Raw genomic sequence first — 18,389 nt, 5'->3', positions numbered from 1 at the left:
CCTCCTTTAATTAAGCGTGGACAGAGCGTTGTGCTGCTTTTAGTCCTGCTTCCATCAATACTTCAGATAATGAAGGATGTGCATGTGTTGTGAGACCTAATTCTAAAGTAGAACCATTCATAAATTGGAGCAGTGCTGCTTCATTAATTAATTCTGTAACATGCGGTCCAATCATACTTAGGCCTAAAACAGTATCTGTTTCTTGATCTACGACAAGTTCGCAGAATCCGTCTTGTTGTTCAGCATCTTCAATCACAGCTTTGCCGATAGCTTTAAACGGTACTTTAAAACTGCGTGCTTTTTTATAATCAGCTGCTTTTGCCTGATCGATATTCATCCCGATTGAAGCAATCTCTGGATAAGTATAAATACATTTTGGAATCGCATTATAATCAACAGGGATAACTGTATCATCAAACATCGCTTCAACAGCAGTAGTACCTTCTTTAGAACCTGCGTGTGCAAGTTGTAATTTGCCAATACAATCGCCTGCCGCATAGATGTGTTGTTCTTGTGTTTGCTGCTGTTCATTCACTTCAATGAAGCCTTTTTCATCCAACTTGATTTTCGTATTATTCAAACCGATATCATCAGTGTTCGGTTTACGGCCGACAGCAAGCAATATTTTATCAACAGTTAAAGACTCATTTTCCAATTCTATGCTTGCTGAGTCTTCATTGATAGTGATATTCTCTTCTGACAGCTGAACATTTTCATATATACTTACACCTCTATTTTCAAGATGCTTTTTCAGTGTCATAGTAACAGTTTTGTTTTCATTCGGTAAAATACGCTCGCCTGCTTCAATAACTGTTACTTTCGTACCGAAGTCATTCAGTAATGAAGCAAACTCCATACCGATGACACCGCCTCCGATAATTGCAACCGACTCAGGCAGTTCTGTCATTTTCAAGATATCATTGCTTGATAACACAACATTATGGTCGAATGGTAAAAATGGTAACTCTGCAGGTCTCGATCCTGTTGCAATTAATACATAATCATTTGGAATTAATTCTGAATTGCCATCTGCATATTCTACAGAAATAGTACCAGGTTGCGGTGAGAATATTGATGAACCTAATATTCTTCCTGTTCCGTTATAAATATCTATATGATTATGCTGCATCAGATGTTTGACGCCTGTATGCATTTGCGCAACAATTTCATCTTTTCGTTCATATACTTTTTCGTAATTCAATTGGAATTGAGCTGTATCAACACCATACAAGGCCGCATTTTTAACAGTATGTAATACTTCAGCTGACTTAAGCAATGCTTTTGTCGGAATACATCCTTTATGCAGACATGTGCCTCCCAGTAATTGATTTTCAACAATTGCGACTTTCTTTCCAAGCTGTGAAGCACGAATTCCTGCTACATAACCCGCAGTTCCACCGCCAAGAATGACTAAATCATATTGTTCTTCTGCCATAATTGAACTCCTAACTATATTGTTTTACTGATTCTTGTAGATTTACAGTTTCATATACCCTATTTGCAAGCGACTCCATTTCCAATTCACCTGGATAAACTGTGACAGGTGCAATCCAATTGGTATATTCAGCAATTTTATTGGTAATCAAACTGCTGTATGCAATACCGCCTGTCAAAATGATTTGATCTGTTCGACCTTTGAAAATGACAGCTCTTTCACCGATTGCTTTAGCAATTTGGTATATCATTGTATCTAATATTAAACGCACTTCTGAATCCTGCTCATAACGTTTAACAAGGGCTTGGATGTTATTTGTTTCATATAAACTCATAATTCCAGCTTGTTTGCTGATAAAGTGATTTAATTCCTCAGGCGAAAAATGATGTGTATGACCAAATTGATAGAGCAGATCATTTGGTATACTGCCAGCCCTTTCTGGACTCAAGGGTCCTTCACCGTACAAGCCTTCATTGACATCTGCAACTTTCCCTTGCAAGTGTGCACCAATCGTTATGCCGCCTCCCATATGTGCAACAATAACATTGACTTCATCATACTTTTTATTTTGAGATTGCGCAAATTTGCGCGCAACAGCTTTTTGATTCAACGCATGAAATACACTTCTGCGATGAATGCCTTTAATCCCCGTCATTCTAGCAATATCGACGAGTTCATCAACGACAACCGGATCAACAATATAAACAGGCACATCTAAAGTATGACCTAAATTATAACCGATAATACCGCTTAAATTAGAGGCATGGACACCATATTTAAAGTGTCTTAAATCATCATACATTGCTTTGTTTACAGCATAAGTTCCTCCGGCAATCGGTTTCAGCAAACCGCCTCGGCAAGCAATGGCATCGATACTGTTTAAGCCTGGCGTTGAAGCTTCGATAAATGCTTTAATAGCTTCAATTCTATAAGGCTCTTGCTCTAACAACGGCTTTTGTGTAATTGTGATATCGTGTTGTATAGTTTCTATAGCATCACAATGTTTATTTGTAAAGAAAGCAATTTTAGATGATGTGCTCCCTAAGTTGATAACAAGAATATTGGTCATAAGTTCCACCTGCTTTGATTTGAATCTTCGATGTTGAATACTTGTTGTTTTCTAAAAACTACCCTTTATATTTTACCTTATTCAAGTAATATTTTTAAAGTAATCTTAATAGGAAAGTACTAACTTGTTACTAACTTTGAGTTAATTTTCATGAAAAAAAGTTCTCCTCCCAATTTGAAGAAGAACTAAAACGCTTTATTTATTTAAGTGTGTGCAATGCTAAAATAGCTGAATTCACTTTATTTTGTACTGAATCTGCTCTTGAAGTCAGTACAATCGGAAATTTAGACCCTAAAATTAAATTCGCTGTTTGTGCATTTGCAAAATAAGTAAACGCTTTATATAAAGCATTGCCTACATCAATGTGCGGTACAATCAGTGCATCAATATCTCCAGCAATATCAGAATCGATATTTTTCTCGATAGCACTCTCTTTATCAATGGCATTATCAAATGCGAACGGGCCATCTACTTTTAGATAATCATCTTCTTTAAAATGTGCTGCAATTTCAGCAGCATCAATAGAAGATGGGATTTTAGAAGTTGGATGTTCTACTGATGATAACAAACCGACATTAAGTGAAGCATAACCGATTTTTTTAGCGAAAATCTCTATGTTTTCAATCATTTGAATACGCTCATCGATACTTGGGTGAACATTTAAAGCTACGTCGCTCAGTATCAGCATTTTGTGATAAGAAGGAATATCAAAACATGCCACATGATTTAAGAAATGCTGCTTGTCCATGAATGACTTATTCTTCAGCACAAAAGATAAAATCTCAGATGAAGTGATGTCGCCTTTCATCAAAACATGAGTTACTTGCTGATTTAAATCATCTGCACACTTTTGAAATACATCTTCCCGCTCTTGAAACGTTCTTAAATGAATACGGTTTAAAAACGCACCATCAATATTAAAAGAGCGAATTAATTCTGTCGGATCTTTTACACCATATAGTGTGACGTGACAATTAGTTTGTTCTAAAATCTCAATAATTGATGCAATCGTCTTTTCATCATTTGCGAACAAGACACCGATATTACCTTCTAATGCATTAGCGTTTGAAATTAATGCTTCAAATTGCATAGCTTGATTCCTCCCATTTTATGTTCACTGCGCACCATGATTTTGTTCTATCATTTCTTTCGCATTTTCTCTGGTTAATTGTGTAACATTGGCACCTGAAATCATTCTGGCTACTTCATCAATGCGATTTTCACCTGTCAATTCTTCAACACTTGTTGTTGTTCTGTCTTCTTGTGATGCTTTGCTGATTAATAAGTGATGATCGCTCATAGACGCAACTTGCGGCAAGTGAGAAATACAAATAACCTGAATATACTTAGAAATGTCTCGCATTTTTTCAGCCATTTTTTGTGCCGCAATACCAGAAACGCCTGAGTCTACCTCATCAAATAAAATTGCTGTTTGTCCTCTGGATTTCACAAAGATGCTTTTTAACGCCAGCATGATACGAGATAATTCGCCGCCTGAAGCGATTTTAGCTAAACTTTTAAGCGGTTCGCCTTTATTCGGGCTGATAAGAATTTCTATTTTTTCAATACCCTCTGCACTAGGTTCTTCTAACGGTTTGAATGAAATTTCTAAATTTGCATCTTTCATTTGGAGATTTTGAATCTCATCAACTATGTGGTCTCTTAATTCTCTTGCGACCAAGCGTCTTTCTTTAGAAAGTGCTTTACCCTCTTCAAGCAGTTGCGTATGCAATTGAGAAATTTCATCTTTTAGATTTGCAGTGCTTTGTTCATAGTTCTCGATTTTATTAATCTCATCGTTCAGTTTTTCTTGATACTGCATCAATTGGCTGATATCTTTACCATATTTACGTTTTAAATTGTTAAGCAGGTTCATACGTGATTCGAGTTCATTTAAATATTGTTCATCAAATTCCGTATTGGATAGTTCATCATACAATTCGTGTTTGGCATCTTCCAAAGTATAATAAAATTGATCGACTTGTTCTTTTAATGCTGTGAACTTTTTAGGAATAATTTCATCAATACTTTGAAGCTGTTGGCTTAATTCATATAAACGGTCTGGAATGGCTTGTTCATCTGTTAAAGTTACGTGCGCTGCATTAAGCGCTAAGCTTAAATTTTCTGAATTCTGAATACGTTTTATATCTGCTTCTAACTGTTCGATTTCTCCTTCTTGAAGGTTGGCTTCAGCTAACTCTTCAGCTTGGAATTTCATCAAGTCTAATCTTTGAAGCAATGCTTGGTCAGCAGATTCTAATTCATCTAATTCATGTGTCTTAGCTTTATAATTTTGATACGTCGTCTGGTATTGATTAAGCACCGACTCGTATTTGCCATCTGCATATGAATCCACTAATTGCAGATGATATTTTTGTTTTAACAAAGATTGTGTTTCATGTTGTCCGTGAATATCTAGCAATTCTTGCATAATCAGACGCAAATCATGCAAAGTAACAGTTTGGTTATTCACTTTGCATAGACTCTTGCCTGAACTGAATATTTCTCTCTTAACGATCAGGAAATCTTCATCCGCATCAATTTCTAATGTCTTAAGCGTCTCAATGACTGCTGGATTGTTATCAATATCGAAAATTCCTTCAATCGTTGCTTTCTTTTCGCCATGACGAACAAAGTCTGAAGATGCACGCATACCTATTAATTGTCCGATTGCATCTATGATGATAGATTTACCTGCACCAGTCTCCCCGCTTAAAACGGTTAGCCCATCGCCAAAATTAATTTCTAATTCATCAATGATAGCAAACTGTTTAATTGTTAATGTTTGTAACATGGCTCATCGCTTCCTTATAACAGATTAAAAATACGTGTCTTAATTTCATTTGCTGATGCTTCATCATGACAAATGAGTAAGCATGTATCATCACCGCAAATTGTACCGAGTACTTCGTCCCAGTCGATTTGGTCTAAAATAGCACCGATAGATTGTGCGTTGCCGGGTAAAGTTTTAAGTACTAATAAGTTGCCTGTTCCTTCTATATTGACGAAAGAATCCATCAAATAACGTCCTAATTTTTCAAGCGGATGATATTTTCTGTCGTTTGGCAAACTGTAAATATATTGTCCTGTCGGAGCAGGTACTTTGATTAATTGCAACTCTTTAATATCTCTTGATACTGTTGCTTGTGTTACATTTAAATCGAATTGGTTCAAACGTTTTACTAATTCATCTTGAGTTTCAACCTGTTCAGTAGATATGATTTCTCTGATTTTTATATGTCTTACTGATTTTTTAGCCACTACTTTCACACCTCAAATTACGAATATTTATACAATCATAGTATCACATGTTTAAAGAAATTGCTTTGATTTTCTTTAAATTACTATGCAATAAAAATGAATAGCATGCATAATTATAAAATATTGTAAATAGAAATAAGCTAAGCTTAAATGGGAAAATTTAAGGCTCAGCTTATTTTGTTTAGTGATCTCTTTTATAAAATAACTGTGTTAATTTTTCTAATTCAGTTGTATCATATTGCTTTGCAGCAAGCTGTTTTAGGCATTTTTCAGCTTCATCTACATGATACTGCAAGCGTTGTTCAGTGTTTTTTAGACCTAATAATGTAACATAAGTACTTTTATGATTTTTTTCATCACTGCCTACTGGTTTGCCGAGCTTTTCAGCATCACCGTAAACATCTAATAAATCATCTTTGATTTGGAAAATCAAACCAAGATGACCGCTGTAAGTATCTAATATTTGAGAGACATCAGCGTCTGTTTTAGCAATCGTCGCTGCAGCATTAATCGCAAAAGATAATAAAGCACCTGTTTTTTCACGATGGATATGCTGTAAAGTCTCTAAATCAATCTTTTTATTTTCGCTTTCCATATCTAATGTTTGTCCGCCGACCATGCCTAGGTGGCCGCTTGCATCAGATAGTTGTGCGACTAATGTTATTCGAGTTTCAGCATCAATAGATGTGTCTTTACTAATTAAATTGAATGCTTTCGTAAGTAAAGCATCACCTGCTAATAATGCTTTCCAATCACCATATACTTTATGATTCGTTAATTTTCCACGGCGATAGTCGTCATTGTCCATTGAAGGCAGATCATCATGAATGAGTGAATAAGTATGAACCATTTCTAATGCTAATGCTGTTTGTACACCTTTATCATAAGAATGGTCAGCATTCAACATTTTCAAAGTTTCTAATAAAAGGACAGGACGAATACGTTTACCGCCTGCTTCTAAAGAATAACGCATACTTTCTTCTAAGTTTGTTCCGAGCGGAGAATCAGGTATCATTTTTAATAATTGATTATTAATCATTTCTATCATATTATTCATCATCACTTTCAGCTGAAACTTCAGTTTCTTCTCCCTCATCATTCTTCATGAGTTCATTCACTTTTTTCTCAGCATTTTTTAACGTTTCGTCGCAAGCTGCTGAAAGTTTCATGCCTCTTTGATAAAGATTTAAAGCATCTTCTAAAGAGACAGCTTCATTATCCAATTTTCTAACAATGCCTTCTAACTCTTCCATCATATTTTCGAAACTCTGATTATTGCTCATCTTTATTACACCTAACTTTCTTAACTATCGCATCAACTTCGCCGTCTTTCATCGTTAAGCTGATATTATCATTAGTTTTTAATGCTTGTGTACTTGTAATCACTTGATCATCTTTATTAACAATCGTATATCCGCGCAGCATAGTATTTGTCGGGCTCAGATTGTTTAAACTTTCTAAGCGCTGCGCTAAATTAGATTTAGCATTATGAAGAATATTTTGAATTGCTTTATTCATCGCATCGTCTAATTGTGTTTTATATGTTTTTGATTGTTGCGCCAATTGCTGTAAATCTCTGATGTTAATACGGTTATTCAGCAAATCTAAGCGTTGACGCAGACTTGTCAGCTGATTGTTCATACTGATATTAAGTTGACGTTCTAAATCATCACGTCTTTGTATCTGTTGATCATACAATAAAGAAGGTTGTTTAAACTTATAGTATGAAGCTACATGTTCTAAGTGCTTTTTCTTATTGTTGATTAATTGCACAATATGGCGTGACAGATTCAACTCCATCTGTTTGATATATTGGCTTAACTCCACTTGGTCTGGTGTAGCTATAACTGCAGCTTGTGTCGGTGTAGCAGCTCTCACATCTGCCACAAAATCGCTGAGTGTAAAGTCTGTTTCATGGCCTACAGCTGATATAACAGGTGTTTTAGTATTGAAGATGGCTCTGACAACTTCTTCTTCGTTAAAGTTCCATAAATCTTCAATTGAACCGCCGCCGCGGCCTAAAATAATTACATCAGCCCCTAATGTATCCGCATATTCTAATTTTTCAACGATATCCTTTTTAGCCTGTTCCCCTTGTACTAATGTGCTGATTTGAATTTGTTCAACAAGCGGGAAACGACTGTTAATTGTAGAATGGATATCTCTGATAGCTGCACCGGTACTGGCAGTTAAGACAGCTATTTTCTTAGGAAACTTAGGAATCGGTTTTTTATGTTCCATATTGAATAAGCCTTGTTTTGTCAGATCCTTTTTCAATGCTTCTAAACGCTGATACAAATTACCTACACCATCTAAATGCATTTTATTTACATAGATTTGATAATTGCCTCGACGTTCATAAACAGAAACACGTGCCTCAATCAAGACTTCATCTCCCTCTTTTGGAGAAAAGTCTAATTTGCTTGCTTGTGCTTTGAACATCATCGCATTGACGACACTGTTATTATCTTTAAGATTAAAATATAAGTGTCCGCTGCTGTGCTTTTTAAAGTTCGACAATTCGCCTTTTAACAACACAGATTGCAAATGCGGATCTTGATCAAATTTATATTTAATATATTTGGTTAAGGCTGTAACACTTAAATAATCGGACATTCTTATCACTCTATCCTATTGATTTAAATTACTCAACACGCCGTTAATAAAGCGATAGTGATCATCGTCGCTGAATTGTTTCGCAAGCTCGACTGCTTCATTGATGACCACTTTTGGCGGTGTATCGCTATGCTTAAGTTCAAAAGCTGCTATTCTTAGAATAATGCGATCGGTTTTTAATAATCGAGATACTTTCCAGTCTTTAAGGTTTTCTTGAATTTGTTCATCTAGTACGCTTTCATGGTCTTTAACGCCTGAAACCAGCCAATGAATAAAATCAAATTCCAAGTCTGGATAATCATCTTTAATAAAGTTAATGGCTTCGTCTATAGATAAATCTGTATTTTTCATTTCAAGTTGGAAAAGTGCTTGAAATGCTTGGCTTCTTGATTCTTTACGACTCATTTAGAGTTGCTCCTTTTTTATCTTATTTCTTATTACTTTTCAACCTCGATATGTGTAATATGAACGTTGACTTGTTTAGGAACTATAGTTGTCATGTTGCTGAGTGAATTGAAAATTGTCTCTTGAATTTTCAATGCAGTTTTAGAAATGTTTATACCATATTTAAACTCACAGAATACATCTATATAAATTCCATCTTCTTTTGTATCTAATTTGATACCCTTAGTCAGATTTTTTCGGTTCAGTTTTTCTGGAGATGCATTTTTTAATTCGGCAAAGTGTCCAGCAAGCCCTTCAATTTCAGATGTTGCAATGCTTGCAATTGAAATTAAGACTTCAGGTGAAATTTCAATTCTTCCTAGCTGTGAATGTGTATTTTCTGATACCTTAACCATATAATAGCCTCCTAATCAAAGTTAGTCTTCATTCATAATGTTATTTTGTTCTAAGAACTTGGTGCTGTATTGTCCGCTGTTGAAAATATCATTTTCCAATAGACGGATATGGAAAGGAATAGTTGTATCAATACCAAGTACTAAAAACTCGCTTAATGCTCGTAAGCCGGCCATGATTGTTTGTTCACGTGTAGGTTCATGCACAATCAGTTTAGCAACCATAGAATCATAGTAAGGCGGAATTGTATAGTTTGTATAGCAAGCAGATTCGATACGAACGCCAAAGCCGCCAGGTGCTAAATATTGTGTGATTTTACCAGGTGATGGCATGAAGTTTTTATAAGGGTTTTCCGCATTAATACGAAATTCCATAGCATGACCATTGATATTTATATCTTCTTGCTTAAACGGCAAGGGTTCTCCCATTGCTACTTGAAGTTGAAGTTTAACTAAATCAACACCTGTGACCATTTCAGTAACTGGGTGCTCAACTTGGATTCTTGTGTTCATTTCCATGAAGTAATACTCATCTGTATCTAAATCATAGATATATTCAATCGTTCCGGCATTTTCATAATTTACAGCTTTAGCCGCTCTGATTGATGCTTGCCCCATTTCATGACGTTTTTCTTCTGTTAGAATCGGAGAAGGTGCTTCTTCGACAAGTTTCTGCATTCTTCTTTGAATCGTACAGTCGCGTTCCCCTAGTTGTATAACGTTGCCATACTGATCCCCGATAATTTGAAATTCGATGTGACGGAAATTTTCTATGAATTTCTCTAAATATAGTCCGCCATTGCCGAATGCTGTTTCAGCCTCTTGTTGTGTCATTTTATATCCGTTTTCTAATTCTTTCTCATCACGTGCGACACGAATCCCTTTACCGCCGCCGCCGGCAGTAGCTTTGATAATAACTGGATATCCGATTTCCTCAGCTGTTTTCTTAGCATCTTCAATTGATTCTACAAGTCCGTCGCTGCCTGGTACGACCGGTACATTCGCATTAATCATTTCATCTTTTGCGACGTCTTTAATTCCCATTTTTTGAATAGACTCATAGCTTGGTCCGACAAACTTAAGTTGGCAAGCTTCGCATAATTCCGCAAAATCACCGTTTTCGGCTAAAAAGCCGTATCCAGGATGCACTGCATCACAACCTGTTGAAGTTGCGATAGATAAAATGTTTGGAATGTTTAAATAAGAATCCTTAGATTGTGTAGGACCTACACAGTATGCTTCATCAGCAATTTGAGTATGTAATGCGTCTTTATCCCCTTCAGAATAAATTGCTACTGTGTGCAATCCTAAATCCTTACATGCTCTAATGATTCGAACCGCGATTTCTCCGCGGTTGGCGATTAATACCTTTTTCATAATTATTTCACCTTGAACAACGGTTGGCCATACTCTACCATTTGTCCGTCTTCAACTAAGATTTCAGTAATTTCCCCAGATACTTCAGCTTGAATTTCATTAAATAATTTCATCGCTTCTAATATACATACTGTAGAATCATTTGAAACTGTGTCCCCAACTTTGACATATGCTTCTTCTTCTGGTGATGGCGATTTATAGAAAGTTCCCACCATAGGTGCATTAATTGTTTTGCCTTGATCCGCATCTGAATTAGCAGCAGCTGATGTTTCGCTGGCAGCTGATTCATTTTGAACAGGTGCAGGTGCAGCTGTTTGTTGTGGGAAAGCTTGCTGCGAAATCTGAGGTGTAATAATTTCTCTTTCTTTTTCTTTCTTCAAATTAATGATACTTCCCTTATTGTCCTCTATATTAATTTCAGTAAGATTTGAATTATCTAGTATTTCGATTAATTCCTTGATTTCTTTAAAATTCATAGTACTGCTCCTTCAGATTGTTTTTACTCTTCTTGTATATTTTACTTGAGTGAAATTATCAATTCAAGCATATCACTGCAACTTTAACTAAGTATATCGGTATGAAAATGACGATTAAATAAAAGAAGCCCTTTTCTTAAACCTCCCCAACGTGATAAAACCAATGTTTCATTTAGAAACCATTTAATTTCTGTTGTTGAGTTAGGATATAAGAAAAGGGTGATAAATTATTAAGCTCTTGAAACGTAGCTGCCGTCGCTAGTGTTGATAACTAGGACATCTCCTTCGTTTACGAATAGAGGTACGTTAAGTGTGTAGCCTGTTTCGACAGTAGCAGATTTAGTGGCACCAGTTGCTGTATCACCTTTAATACCTGGCTCAGTTTCTGTAACTGCAAGCTCAACTGTTTTCGGAAGTTCAACACCGATTGTTTCGCCTTCATAAGTTTGGATTTGTACTTCCATGTTTGCTTTTAAGTATTTTAATTCATCTTCTAAATAATCTCCAGATAGTTCTGTTTGTTCGAAAGTTTGGTTGTCCATGAATACGTGTGAATCGCCATCCGCATATAAATATTGCATACGGTGGTTTTCAATCATAGCTTGTTCAACTTTTTCACCAGCACGGAATGTTTTCTCTTGAATCGCACCAGTTCTTAAATTTCTTAATTTAGAACGAACGAACGCAGAACCTTTTCCGGGTTTTACGTGTTGGAAATCAATAACTTTCCAAATACCATTATCTACAGATATTGTTAAACCTGTTTTAAAATCATTAACCGAAATCATCCAGTTTCCTCCTCATATAGGCTTTCATTATAAAATAATAAGGTCTTTTGTGCATTTAGTAAAGACTTCATTGCCATTTTCTGTAATTAGAATGTCATCTTCAATTCTGATGCCGCCTAGTCCTTCTATATAGATACCCGGTTCTACCGTCACGCAATTATTTGGTGTTAATACATAGTCGGATTGTTTGGCTAACATAGGTTGTTCATGGATTTCTAAGCCGATACCATGGCCTGTAGAATGACCGAAGTTGTCGCCGTATCCATAGCTTGCGATGATATCTCGTGCAATAGCGTCAGCTTCTTTTCCAGTCATGCCTGCTTTGATTTGATCTACTGCAGCTTGTTGTGCTTCCAAAACGATATTGTAAGCTTCTACAAGTTTCGGATCAGGTTGGCCGATTGCAAAAGTACGTGTGATATCTGAGACATATCCATTATAATATGCTCCGAAGTCCAATGTGATAAGGTCGCCCTCTTCAATGACTTTATCACTTGCTACACCATGAGGGAGCGCACCTCTATAACCAGAAGCTACAATCGTATCGAAAGATGGACCGCTGGCACCTAAACGAAGCATTTTGCTTTCTAGTTCAGCTTTTAATTCTTGTTCTGTCATGCCTGCTTTTGCGATAGTTAGAATATATTCATAAGTTTCATCTACGATTTGTGCAGCTTTTTGGATTGTGTCGATTTCATATTGTTCTTTGACTGCTCTGATATCCTCAATAGCGTTGCCGATACTTTGATATTCGACGTTAGAATCATTAAGTTGTTGGAAAGTATCGTAACTTACAATATGGCCTTCAAACCCTGCTTTTTTAACATTAAGTTTATCCAATACAGTTTTAACTTCTTCTACAAGCCCAGCAGAACGATTTACAATTTCAAAATCAGATGCTTGTTGTGTGGCTTGATCAATATAACGGAAGTCCGTAATCAGAATGTTTTCTTTCGGTGTGATAACTAATGCACCGCTTGTACCAGTAAAGCCTGACAAATAGCGGCGGTTGTAATCTGATAATACAACCAATGCATCTAGATTGTTTTGAGATAAAAGTTCAATTACTTTTTCATTTTTTGACATTTGTATTCCTCCTATGTAAATTCATTTAGGTAGTTAATTTGGAGATTAACAAAATCATTCATTTACGTATAAACAAAGTTTATCACAAAGATACCGGAACTATAAGGTTTTATACTTGATTACACGCTTTATTGAGATGAAAATTAAAAAGTAATAGGCATGAAACGGTATTATAAGAATACCAGTTCTAAATATGGTAAAATAATGCTATATTATTTGCTTATGAATTAGGAGAAGGTTATGAAAAAAGTATTTTTGACTATTTTTAGTGCTGCACTGCTTTTATCAGGTTGCGGCAGTCAGAATTTGGGACCATTAGAAAAGAAAACAACTAAATTACGTGATGAAAATCATCAACTAAAATTAGACAATCAAGAGTTGGAACAGAAAATCAGTGATTTAAAAAACAAAGAAAAACAATTAGGTGCAGATAAAAAGAATACAAAAGCAGCAGCAGAGAATAATTCAAAAACTAAGAACGCACATGCGACATCTGCATATTATCAGCAAGTTACGGACACTCTGAAGGATTATCATAAAATCGAAGGCGATGTTCATAAAAATAAGCGTAAAGAAGCAGTAGTCAGCAAATTGGATAAAATCGTAACTGACATACAAAGTGCGCATGATAAGTATAAACTTGAACGTGAAAGCAGCAACTTGTCTGATAAAGATAAATCTGATGACAAGAACATCGAAACACTGAACAAAGATCTCGTTAAAGCATTTAAAAATATCAGAGATGGTTATTCTGCAAAAGACAGTAAGAAATTAAAACAAGGACAACAAGAACTGTCACAAGTTAAGATTAGTAATTCTAATTCGTAAAGCATAGTACATTGAAAGGTGAAAATATGCGTAAAGGACTATTTTATATTATTTTATTTATAGCGTTAATCGGTTTGATTTTGAATTTAGACGCTATGTTATTTTCTTTAGTAAGAACTATCATTAGTTTAGCAATCATCGCAGCAATTGCTTATTTGATTTACTTCTTTTTCTTCTTAACAAAGGATCAAAGAAAGTATAAAATTGCTAAATGGAAATATAGAAGACGTAATAAGTAAATTTAAAGCCCCTGAACAATAGATTTTTTGTTCAGGGGTTCATTTTATTTGCGGTAAGTCCATTCTTCAGATTTATATTTTTCCGCAAGTTCATCAATTTCTTGTTTTTGTTTTTCGTTAAGATCTAAAGGTTTGAAGTTGATATTCAATCCTTTTTGGAAGCCTTTTTCAAAAGCAGTTTCCATTTCTTCTAATGTGACTGTTTTATCTGAAATGTCATTGATTGCTACTGCTTTATCGATAAATGCTTGTTTCATTTTGTCTTTTAAGCGGTCGTTTTTAAAGATAAACATATCAAACAAATCATCAATATCTATATCTTTCAAAATGGAACCATGCTGCAAGATAACACCTTTTTGTCTTGTTTGTGCACTGCCGGCAATTTTTCTGCCTTCTACTACTAATTCATACCAACTCGGAGCATCGAAACAAACTGAACTTCTAGGCTGTTTTAATTTTTCTCTTTCTTCTTTGCTTCTCGGTACCGCAAAGTAAGCATCAAAGCCTAAAAGTTTAAACCCTTCTAATAATCCTTGAGAGATGACTCTGTATGCCTCTGTAACGGTGTTAGGCATGTTCGGATGAGATTCTGGTACAATCACACTATAAGTAAGTTCTTTGTCATGCAACACGCCTCTGCCGCCTGTTTGGCGACGTACAAGGCCATAACCTTTTTCTTTCACTTTCTCTATATCAATTTCCTTTTTAAGTCTTTGGAAATAACCGATAGAAAGTGTAGCAGGATCCCAAGTATAAAATCTGATTACAGGATCAATTTCCCCTCTTGAAACAAAATTTAATAACGCTTCGTCCATTGCCATATTATAGAATGGATCATGACTGCCTGAATTAATAAAATTCCATGTTTCTGTCAATTTTAAAATCTCCAATCACCTTAGAATTACTCGTATGTATGTATAGTACCATACTACAGAGTATATTTGATTCAAATTAATTTGCTAAATGAAAACTTTCGATACCTTCAATCTCTTTTATTTATGAATATCTTAATAAAAGACAAACTCCTTTCAAATTTGAGAAAAACTTTTTGATAATTGAATGAAACAGTCTTATAATTGTAGTATCGGTAAAAATAGGAGGAAGCATGATGAATAGCTTTTGGATAATCATTTTAGCTGTTTTAGTTATTATTGCTTTATATATGTTAGTCCAATTTTTCATCAATCGAAGAGCTGTGACAGAATTGAACCAAGATGAGTTCCACAAAGGTCTGCGCAAAGCTCAAGTTATTGATGTACGTGAAAAAGTTGACTATGACTACGGTCACATCATCGGTGCCAGAAACATTCCAATGACACTATTTAGTCAACGATTTAAAGGTCTTAGAAAGGACCAGCCTATTTATTTATGTGATGCGAACGGAGTAGCAAGCTACAGAGCAGCACGTATTTTAAGAAAAAATGGATATAGAGATATTTATATGCTTAAAGGCGGTTACAAAAAATGGACCGGAAAAGTTAAAGCAAAAAAATAGCATCAATCAAAAATAGCGGCGATGACGTAAAGTCATTGCCGTATTTTTATATGAAAAATCCTCCGCTATCAAATAACGGAGGATTCTCTATTTATAGATTAAAGTTTTTCTTCATGCAAGTTTTCGAATTTTAATACCGGATGTCTTGCTGCTTTTGTTTCGTCAAGTCTGTCGATAACAGTACTGTGAGGTGCTTCAAGTACTTTATCCGGATCTTCTTTCGCTTCATTAGCAATTTGAATTAAAGCGTCGCAGAAGTGATCTAATGTTTCTTTAGATTCTGTTTCTGTCGGCTCAATCATCATGCCTTCTTCAACGTTAAGCGGGAAGTAAATTGTAGGCGGATGTACGCCGAAGTCTAATAGACGTTTCGCCATATCTAACGTACGGACACCGTCTTTCTTCTGTTTAGATCCGCTTAATACGAATTCGTGTTTACAGTATTGAGAATATGGAATTTCGAATGCATCTTTAAGACGTGCTTTAATGTAGTTGGCATTAAGCACAGCTGCTTCAGATACTTCTTTAAGACCAACATTACCCATAGTTCTGATATACGTGTAAGCACGTAGGTAGATACCGAAGTTACCATAGAATGGTTTAACACGGCCGATAGAGTTTTCAATATCATTATCATATTTATAAGTGTCTCCATCTTTAACTACCATTGGTTTTGGCAAGAAGCTTGCTAGTTCTTTCTTAACTCCAACAGGACCTGAACCAGGACCACCGCCGCCGTGCGGACCAGTGAATGTTTTGTGTAAGTTTAAGTGAACTGCGTCAAAGCCCATGTCGCCAGGTCTTACTTTATCCATAATAGCGTTTAAGTTAGCGCCATCATAGTATAGTAAACCACCGGCATCATGAACAATTTTACCGATTTCCATGATATTGTGTTCGAAAATACCAAGTGTGTTCGGGTTTGTTAACATGATTGCTGCTGTGTTTTCGTTAACAAGACCTTTCAAGTCTTCTACGTCGACTTCTCCGTTTTCGTTTGATTTTACAGTTACTGATTTGAAACCAGCAAAAGCAGCTGACGCTGGGTTAGTACCATGCGCTGAGTCAGGTACGATTACTTCGTTACGGTGACCTTCGCCGTTTTTCTCATGATAAGCTTTGAAAATCATAAGTGCTGTCCATTCACCATGTGCACCTGCAGCTGGTTGCAACGTAACTTCGTCCATACCAGTAATTTCTTTAAGTTCTTCTTGTAAACTATGGATGATTTCAAGAGAACCTTGGATTTCTGATTCTGGTTGTAATGGATGTGCTTCCGCAAATCCAGGAATACGAGCAACTTTCTCGTTGATTTTAGGGTTGTACTTCATAGTACAAGAACCTAAAGGATAGAATCCTGTATCTACACCGAAGTTTTTATTAGATAACTCAGTATAGTGTCTTACTAAGTCTAACTCTGCAACTTCAGGGAATTCTGCTTTATTTTTACGGATGAATTTATCATCTAAAATATCTTTAATCTCAATATTGTCAATCTCTTTTTCTGGAAGAGAATATGCGTATCTTCCTGCTCTTGAACGTTCGAAAATTAATGGACTTGATTTACTAACCATTAATCTCACCCACTTTCTCAACAAAAGTATCTATTTCGGCTTTTGTTCTTAATTCAGTTACTGCAACTAACATTGCTTGTCCTAAATCGTCGTTTACTTCAGATAAGTCGAAACCGCCGATAATGCCTTCATCTAATAATTTTTCGTTAACTTCTTTAACAGGTTTATTCAACTTGATAACGAATTCGTTATAAGATGTACCTGGTAATACTTCTACGCCTGCTTTTTCAAATGATTGCTTAGCATAGTTAGCTTTTTCAAAGTTTTGTTCAGCAATATCTTGAATACCTTGTTTACCAAGCGCTGACATTGCGATAGATGAAGCTAGTGCATTTAATGCTTGGTTTGAACAGATGTTTGATGTTGCTTTATCACGACGGATATGCTGCTCACGTGCTTGTAAAGTTAATACGAAACCGCGGTTGCCGTGATCATCGTTTGTTTGACCGACTAAGCGACCTGGGATTTTACGCATTAATTTTTTAGTAGTAGCAAAGTATCCGCAATGCGGTCCGCCGAATTGGCTAGGGATACCGAATGGTTGTGTATCACCTACAACGATATCTGCACCGAATTCACCTGGAGGTGTTAACAAGCCAAGTGAAAGTGGGTTTGCATAGACGATGAATAACGTCTTTTTGCTCTTAATAAATGATTGGATTTTTTCTAAGTCTTCAATAGAACCATAGAAGTTTGGATATTGAACAGCAACTGCAGCTGTATCTTCATCAACAGCAGCTTCTAATTTTTCTAAATCAGTGATTGTGCCGTCTAAGTCTACTTCTACGATTTCATAGTCGTTTCTTACTTTAGAATAAGTGTGAAGTACTTGAAGTGCTTGATAATGCAAGCCTTTAGATACTACGATTTTATTCTTTTTAGATTGACTGAATGCTAAAATACATGCTTCAGCAAATGCTGTAATTCCATCGTACATAGAAGAGTTTGCTACATCCATACCAGTTAATTCACAAATTAATGTTTGGAATTCAAAGATAGCTTGAAGTTCACCTTGTGAAATTTCTGGTTGGTACGGCGTATAAGCTGTATAGAACTCTGAACGTGAAATCATAGCATCTACAACAGCTGGAGTATAATGGTCATAAACCCCTGCACCTAAGAAAGAAGTATGATCTTCTTTAGTTGTATTTTTGTTAGCAATTCTGCTTAAACGTTTGAATAGAGAAGTTTCATCTTCTCCGCTTGGAATATCAAGTTCTCTATCTAATAAAATTTCTTTTGGCACATCTCCGAATAATTCTTCAATTGAGCTTGCACCAATTGTCTCTAACATTTCTTTTTTATCTTTTTCAGTTAATGGTATATAACGATGACTCACCACTGCCAC

At 35.7% G+C, this 18,389-nt stretch carries 20 protein-coding genes; 3 read left to right on the top strand and 17 right to left on the bottom strand.

The window, feature by feature from the left end; all coding sequences use genetic code 11:
• Positions 1-10: 10 nt before the first annotated feature.
• The 14 genes from lpdA to DVJ99_RS04345 form a co-directional block, all read right to left on the bottom strand.
• The gene (lpdA, locus tag DVJ99_RS04410; protein WP_114603301.1) at positions 11-1,435 is read right to left on the bottom strand and encodes a dihydrolipoyl dehydrogenase; all 1,425 of its coding nucleotides are present in this window, start codon (positions 1,433-1,435) and stop codon (positions 11-13) included.
• A gap of 10 nt (positions 1,436-1,445) precedes the next feature.
• Positions 1,446-2,504: a butyrate kinase gene (buk, locus tag DVJ99_RS04405; RefSeq protein ID WP_114603300.1), complete on the bottom strand. Its 1,059-nt coding sequence runs from the start codon at positions 2,502-2,504 to the stop codon at positions 1,446-1,448.
• Between the two features lie 199 nt (positions 2,505-2,703).
• Positions 2,704-3,594, bottom strand: a complete 891-nt coding sequence (locus tag DVJ99_RS04400) for a phosphate acyltransferase (protein WP_114603299.1) — start codon at positions 3,592-3,594, stop codon at positions 2,704-2,706.
• Positions 3,595-3,618: 24 nt separating this feature from the next.
• Positions 3,619-5,298 (bottom strand): DNA repair protein RecN, encoded by a 1,680-nt coding sequence (recN, locus tag DVJ99_RS04395; protein WP_114603298.1) that lies wholly within the window; start codon positions 5,296-5,298, stop codon positions 3,619-3,621.
• 14 nt (positions 5,299-5,312) lie between these two features.
• On the bottom strand, positions 5,313-5,765 hold the full coding sequence (gene ahrC, locus DVJ99_RS04390) for a transcriptional regulator AhrC/ArgR (protein ID WP_105992716.1): 453 nt from the start codon (positions 5,763-5,765) through the stop codon (positions 5,313-5,315).
• Between the two features lie 181 nt (positions 5,766-5,946).
• Positions 5,947-6,822, bottom strand: coding sequence for a polyprenyl synthetase family protein (locus tag DVJ99_RS04385; RefSeq protein WP_114603297.1), 876 nt, complete (start codon positions 6,820-6,822; stop codon positions 5,947-5,949).
• Positions 6,815-7,048, bottom strand: a complete 234-nt coding sequence (locus DVJ99_RS04380; RefSeq protein WP_114603296.1) for an exodeoxyribonuclease VII small subunit — start codon at positions 7,046-7,048, stop codon at positions 6,815-6,817. The genes DVJ99_RS04385 and DVJ99_RS04380 overlap by 8 nt, the downstream gene beginning before the upstream one ends.
• Positions 7,038-8,381 carry an exodeoxyribonuclease VII large subunit gene (gene xseA, locus DVJ99_RS04375; RefSeq protein ID WP_114603295.1) on the bottom strand — a complete coding sequence of 448 codons (1,344 nt, stop codon included), beginning with the start codon at positions 8,379-8,381 and terminating at the stop codon, positions 7,038-7,040. The genes DVJ99_RS04380 and xseA overlap by 11 nt, the downstream gene beginning before the upstream one ends.
• A gap of 15 nt (positions 8,382-8,396) precedes the next feature.
• Complete coding sequence (gene nusB / locus DVJ99_RS04370) at positions 8,397-8,786, bottom strand: transcription antitermination factor NusB (protein ID WP_105992713.1); 390 nt, start codon at positions 8,784-8,786, stop codon at positions 8,397-8,399.
• A gap of 32 nt (positions 8,787-8,818) precedes the next feature.
• Positions 8,819-9,181, bottom strand: a complete 363-nt coding sequence (locus DVJ99_RS04365) for an Asp23/Gls24 family envelope stress response protein (protein ID WP_105992712.1) — start codon at positions 9,179-9,181, stop codon at positions 8,819-8,821.
• Between the two features lie 21 nt (positions 9,182-9,202).
• Entirely contained in the window at positions 9,203-10,555 is a 1,353-nt protein-coding gene (gene accC / locus DVJ99_RS04360; protein WP_114603294.1) for an acetyl-CoA carboxylase biotin carboxylase subunit, read from the bottom strand.
• Positions 10,556-10,557: 2 nt separating this feature from the next.
• Positions 10,558-11,031 (bottom strand): acetyl-CoA carboxylase biotin carboxyl carrier protein, encoded by a 474-nt coding sequence (accB, locus tag DVJ99_RS04355; RefSeq protein ID WP_114603293.1) that lies wholly within the window; start codon positions 11,029-11,031, stop codon positions 10,558-10,560.
• 230 nt (positions 11,032-11,261) lie between these two features.
• Entirely contained in the window at positions 11,262-11,819 is a 558-nt protein-coding gene (gene efp / locus DVJ99_RS04350) for an elongation factor P (protein WP_105992709.1), read from the bottom strand.
• Positions 11,820-11,846: 27 nt separating this feature from the next.
• Complete coding sequence (locus DVJ99_RS04345; RefSeq protein ID WP_114603292.1) at positions 11,847-12,905, bottom strand: M24 family metallopeptidase; 1,059 nt, start codon at positions 12,903-12,905, stop codon at positions 11,847-11,849.
• A gap of 240 nt (positions 12,906-13,145) precedes the next feature.
• Between DVJ99_RS04345 and DVJ99_RS04340 the strand changes: the two genes are divergently transcribed.
• On the top strand, positions 13,146-13,733 hold the full coding sequence (locus tag DVJ99_RS04340) for a hypothetical protein (protein ID WP_114603291.1): 588 nt from the start codon (positions 13,146-13,148) through the stop codon (positions 13,731-13,733).
• Between the two features lie 26 nt (positions 13,734-13,759).
• Positions 13,760-13,972, top strand: a complete 213-nt coding sequence (locus DVJ99_RS04335; protein ID WP_114603290.1) for an SA1362 family protein — start codon at positions 13,760-13,762, stop codon at positions 13,970-13,972.
• A 44-nt stretch (positions 13,973-14,016) separates the two neighbouring features.
• On the opposite strand, the gene DVJ99_RS04330 is transcribed toward DVJ99_RS04335, so the two are convergent.
• On the bottom strand, positions 14,017-14,847 hold the full coding sequence (locus DVJ99_RS04330; protein WP_114603289.1) for a lipoate--protein ligase family protein: 831 nt from the start codon (positions 14,845-14,847) through the stop codon (positions 14,017-14,019).
• A 233-nt stretch (positions 14,848-15,080) separates the two neighbouring features.
• Between DVJ99_RS04330 and DVJ99_RS04325 the strand changes: the two genes are divergently transcribed.
• Positions 15,081-15,467, top strand: a complete 387-nt coding sequence (locus DVJ99_RS04325) for a rhodanese-like domain-containing protein (protein WP_105992705.1) — start codon at positions 15,081-15,083, stop codon at positions 15,465-15,467.
• A gap of 98 nt (positions 15,468-15,565) precedes the next feature.
• Here the strand turns inward: DVJ99_RS04325 and gcvPB are convergent, their stop codons facing one another.
• Together gcvPB and gcvPA are read right to left on the bottom strand one after the other, a co-directional pair.
• The gene (gene gcvPB, locus DVJ99_RS04320) at positions 15,566-17,041 is read right to left on the bottom strand and encodes an aminomethyl-transferring glycine dehydrogenase subunit GcvPB (RefSeq protein WP_114603288.1); all 1,476 of its coding nucleotides are present in this window, start codon (positions 17,039-17,041) and stop codon (positions 15,566-15,568) included.
• Positions 17,034-18,380, bottom strand: coding sequence for an aminomethyl-transferring glycine dehydrogenase subunit GcvPA (gene gcvPA / locus DVJ99_RS04315; protein WP_114603287.1), 1,347 nt, complete (start codon positions 18,378-18,380; stop codon positions 17,034-17,036). The genes gcvPB and gcvPA overlap by 8 nt, the downstream gene beginning before the upstream one ends.
• Positions 18,381-18,389: the final 9 nt, after the last annotated feature.

It is taken from the genome of Staphylococcus sp. EZ-P03 (assembly GCF_003344575.1).
In the GTDB taxonomy this organism is placed as follows: domain Bacteria; phylum Bacillota; class Bacilli; order Staphylococcales; family Staphylococcaceae; genus Staphylococcus; species Staphylococcus simulans_B.
This window is presented reverse-complemented; position numbering and strand designations above follow the sequence as displayed.

Bases quoted from the DNA above. Each gene is read 5' to 3' on its own strand.
- DVJ99_RS04325 (WP_105992705.1), top strand. From the start codon at position 15,081: ATGAATAGCTTTTGGATAATCATTTTAGCTGTTTTAGTTATTATTGCT.
- efp (WP_105992709.1), bottom strand. From the start codon at position 11,819: ATGATTTCGGTTAATGATTTTAAAACAGGTTTAACAATATCTGTAGAT.
- DVJ99_RS04380 (WP_114603296.1), bottom strand. From the start codon at position 7,048: ATGAGCAATAATCAGAGTTTCGAAAATATGATGGAAGAGTTAGAAGGC.
- gcvPB (WP_114603288.1), bottom strand. From the start codon at position 17,041: ATGGTTAGTAAATCAAGTCCATTAATTTTCGAACGTTCAAGAGCAGGA.
- xseA (WP_114603295.1), bottom strand. From the start codon at position 8,381: ATGTCCGATTATTTAAGTGTTACAGCCTTAACCAAATATATTAAATAT.
- buk (WP_114603300.1), bottom strand. From the start codon at position 2,504: ATGACCAATATTCTTGTTATCAACTTAGGGAGCACATCATCTAAAATT.
- DVJ99_RS04400 (WP_114603299.1), bottom strand. From the start codon at position 3,594: ATGCAATTTGAAGCATTAATTTCAAACGCTAATGCATTAGAAGGTAAT.
- accC (WP_114603294.1), bottom strand. From the start codon at position 10,555: ATGAAAAAGGTATTAATCGCCAACCGCGGAGAAATCGCGGTTCGAATC.
- accB (WP_114603293.1), bottom strand. From the start codon at position 11,031: ATGAATTTTAAAGAAATCAAGGAATTAATCGAAATACTAGATAATTCA.
- nusB (WP_105992713.1), bottom strand. From the start codon at position 8,786: ATGAGTCGTAAAGAATCAAGAAGCCAAGCATTTCAAGCACTTTTCCAA.
- DVJ99_RS04385 (WP_114603297.1), bottom strand. From the start codon at position 6,822: ATGAATAATATGATAGAAATGATTAATAATCAATTATTAAAAATGATA.
- recN (WP_114603298.1), bottom strand. From the start codon at position 5,298: ATGTTACAAACATTAACAATTAAACAGTTTGCTATCATTGATGAATTA.
- DVJ99_RS04345 (WP_114603292.1), bottom strand. From the start codon at position 12,905: ATGTCAAAAAATGAAAAAGTAATTGAACTTTTATCTCAAAACAATCTA.
- DVJ99_RS04365 (WP_105992712.1), bottom strand. From the start codon at position 9,181: ATGGTTAAGGTATCAGAAAATACACATTCACAGCTAGGAAGAATTGAA.
- DVJ99_RS04335 (WP_114603290.1), top strand. From the start codon at position 13,760: ATGCGTAAAGGACTATTTTATATTATTTTATTTATAGCGTTAATCGGT.
- DVJ99_RS04340 (WP_114603291.1), top strand. From the start codon at position 13,146: ATGAAAAAAGTATTTTTGACTATTTTTAGTGCTGCACTGCTTTTATCA.
- lpdA (WP_114603301.1), bottom strand. From the start codon at position 1,435: ATGGCAGAAGAACAATATGATTTAGTCATTCTTGGCGGTGGAACTGCG.